Raw genomic sequence first — 3180 nt, forward strand, 5'->3', positions numbered from 1 at the left:
GACCCAGGCGCGACCTGGACGTCGCAGCGCGACCACCTGTTGTTGACCATGCTCTACAACACCGGGGCGCGCGTCTCGGAGATCATCGCCGTGCGGGTCGCCGATGTTGTATTGGAGGCGTCTGCTTGTGTGCATTTGCACGGCAAAGGACGCGGTAAGTGTCAAGGTAGTTGTCGCATCCTTCATGTCATGTTCGTGTCGGCCTTCTCCTGGTCACGAGGGGGTTTTCCCGGGTTGAGCAAGACCGAAGCGGGTGGCGTCCAATTGCGGGTGGGTCCGGACCAGCGCGTCGGGTTGTCGTCTCTGGCGGCTCGATAGAGCGCATCGCGCCGTGCCAGCAGGTCGACATCCTCGCCGCGATGGCGCTGTGCCGGGGTGACGAACTTCAGCGCGCTGTGCAGGTGGATGGTGTTGTACCATGCGGTGAATGTCGTCATCCAGCGGCGTGCCGCCTCGACGCCGTCGAAGGGATCGGAGGGGAAGTCCGGGCGGCCCTTGACGGTGTTGAACAGCGACTCCGAATAGGGGTTGTCGTTGCTCACGGCCGGGCGACTGAAGGACGGTACGACCCCGAGGCGTTGGAGCATCACCAGCATGGTGGCGCCTTTCATCGGCGAGCCGTTGTCCGAGTGCAGGACCAGTGTGCCCGGGTGCACGCCTTCACGCAGGTAGGCCTTCTGGAAGACGCCGGCGGCGTGCGCGGCGGACTCCTGCGGGTAGACCTCCCAGCCGACGATCTTGCGGCTGTAGACATCCATGATCAGGTACAGATAGAAGAACATCCCCTGCACGGTACTGGCCAGGTAGGTGATGTCCCAGCTCCAAACCTGATTCGGCCCGGTCGCCTCCAACGGCTGCGGACGCAGGCGTGCCGGCGCCTTGACGCGACCGCGGCGGGCGAGTTGCCCGGCGTCGCGCAGCACGCGGTAGAAGGTCGACTCGGAGGCCAGGTAGCAGCCCTCGTCGGCCAGCGCCGGGACGATCTGATGCGGACTCAAACTCGCGAACCGGGGCGCGTTAGCGGCTGTGAGGACGGCTTGCCGCTCGCGGGGCGAGAGCCGATTGGCCGGGGTGCGCACGGCGCCTTCGGTCCGGTGCTCGCGCGTGCGCCCATCGCCGCCGATCGCGCCGTCGCGACGCCAGCGCTGCAGGGTGCGCTCGGACAGCCCCACGGCGGCGCAGGCGCGACTCAGGCGGGCGCCCTCGGCACAGGCTTGCTCGATGTACTCGCTCACTTGTACGCGCCGCTCATAGGTGAGCGAGCGTCCTCTGGCTCCTCCCAGATCGCCCGGACTTTTTTTTGCAGTACCAGCAACGTGGCGGCTTCGGCCAAGGCCCGGTCCTTGCGCTGCAACTCCCGACCCAGGCGCAGGATCTCCGCCCGCTCGGCCCGCTCGGTCTTGCTCGCCAGCGGCGCATTGGCGTGCTGGCAGGTCGTGCGCCACGCGCTGATCTGCTCGGCGAACAGGCCCTTGCGTCGACAGTACGCGCCCAGCTCCAACTCGTTGAGAGTGGCGGTCTCCACCACCACGGCAAACTTCTCCTCGCTGTCGAGCGTGGCGTCAGGCACCGTCGATGCCCGCGGTCGACGGGCCCGACCCAGCGCCTCGCGCCGCCAGCCGTAGAGGGTGTCGCGCGGGATGCCGGTTTGCGCGGCCAACTGCGGCACGCCGACGTTGTTGGGCGCCAGCAGCTTCGTCAGGATGCTGTCTTTCAGCTCACTCGAATAGGTCGTCATGTCGGTCGCCTTGTCATGCCTCGGGGCGCTTGCGCCGCGCCCTCCGGGGTCAGCCGTTCAGTCGCCCTACGGGCTCCTTCCCGGCTGACCCCGGAGGGCGCAAAGCCCCGGGTCGGTGATGCCCCATCCTCCCACACATCCTCCCAAAGGGAGGCGACATCTATCCTGACACCTGGGGGACGGAAGCAGCGCGCCGTGCCGTTGTGGAAATCCACCGTCCAGGAAGTCCGCGCCTGGCTGCGTTGCAATCCGGTGCTCGCGGCGGATGCGCCGCTGCTTCCCAACCGCGACGGCCGCGCGATGACACGCCAAAACGTCAACCAACGATTCGATCTCGCCGTGACCCGTGCCACCCAAACGCATCCCTCCCTCGCGAGACGGCATATCTCTCCGCACACGATACGTCACTCGACGGCCATGCATATGCTGCAATCCGGTGTGGCCTTCAGCGTTATCGCGCTTTGGATGGGCCACGAGAGCGTAACAACAACACATCGATACGTGGAAGCAGACTTGACGATGAAGGAACAGGCGCTCGCGCGACTTGAGGAACCCCATACAAAGATCCCCCGCTATCGCCCGCCCGACGCGCTGCGAGCATTCCTTGAAGCCCTCTAATTATGTAAAGAAGCCGCTGGCTCAAACGCCTGGGACTGCCGGGGCCAGCAGGCCAACTTTACATAGTTGATAACTTTACATAGGGGTCGCTATGTAAAGCTTTACATAGCGACCCAGAGCTGACACTCGTGCGTCGCCGGACGGGGTCCGCAATCGAGCGGGGAGCGGACACCCGTCATGGCATTGAACCCCAGGCAGGTAAGCGGATACACTCCAGCTGTCCGGCGTGCCTACCCCCAGTAAGGATGCTCTTTGGTGAACGATTCCTCCCAGGAAAGCCCAACCCACATCTTTGCGCCCGACTCTATCACTGCGTGGCCTAAACCAGCGGATACATACTTTTGGAGCCGCTGGAAGAATCGCGTTTCGGCGTTTGCGATTGGTCTCCTCCAGCCTGGCACTTTTTGGGTCCTGGCCTACTCGTTTCTGGCCCTTCCCTGCCTGGTTTCCGCCAACGGCGGAATCTTCGCAATCGAAACAGATACCGAGGTCTCACAGGGTGCCGAGAGTCTACTCGATCTTAACTGCAACGAATTTCTCGTGGACGGTACTTTCCGCCTCGGCTCCGGTCGGGTCGACAATGCCAGCGAGGTCATCATCTCCATCGGAGGAACCATTGTGAGTGCGGTCAGCGATTTTGATGGTTTCGCGATCAAGTTGCGTGATGGGGGTCGGCGAAGCGCTCCCCCGGTCTCGCGCGGCCGGGGTGTGGGCCGGCGGCGCGAGGTGGATCCAGCGCGGTGGCGGGACTCAGAACAACAGGGGATCGTCGAAATCCGGTCCGTCGAACAGGTCCGGTTGGTGGTCGTGAGGCCGGTTTTCGT

Annotated in this window: 4 protein-coding genes; 2 read left to right on the forward strand and 2 right to left on the reverse strand. The window is 64.3% G+C overall.

Annotated features, from left to right (window positions below):
• Together THIMADRAFT_RS28155 and THIMADRAFT_RS24100 are read right to left on the reverse strand one after the other, a co-directional pair.
• The coding region (locus tag THIMADRAFT_RS28155; RefSeq protein WP_233490343.1) for a hypothetical protein at nt 1-186 on the reverse strand (186 nt) is incomplete at its 3' end.
• Nucleotides 183-1738, reverse strand: a protein-coding gene (locus THIMADRAFT_RS24100; RefSeq protein WP_407635161.1) for an IS3 family transposase whose coding sequence is annotated in 2 segments (ribosomal slippage) — nt 183-1303 and nt 1303-1738 — 1557 coding nt in all. Because the reading frame shifts where the segments join, the coding sequence is not laid out codon by codon here. The genes THIMADRAFT_RS28155 and THIMADRAFT_RS24100, both read right to left, overlap by 4 nt.
• Nucleotides 1739-1903: 165 nt before the next feature.
• Between THIMADRAFT_RS24100 and THIMADRAFT_RS24110 the strand changes: the two genes are divergently transcribed.
• Complete coding sequence (locus THIMADRAFT_RS24110) at nt 1904-2356, forward strand: tyrosine-type recombinase/integrase (protein ID WP_267878421.1); 453 nt, start codon at nt 1904-1906, stop codon at nt 2354-2356.
• Nucleotides 2357-2611: 255 nt separating this feature from the next.
• Nucleotides 2612-3180 (forward strand): hypothetical protein (locus tag THIMADRAFT_RS24115; protein WP_007195759.1); only part of this gene is annotated, 569 nt, incomplete at its 3' end.

The sequence above is a fragment of the Thiocapsa marina 5811 genome, assembly GCF_000223985.1.
GTDB lineage: Bacteria > Pseudomonadota > Gammaproteobacteria > Chromatiales > Chromatiaceae > Thiocapsa > Thiocapsa marina.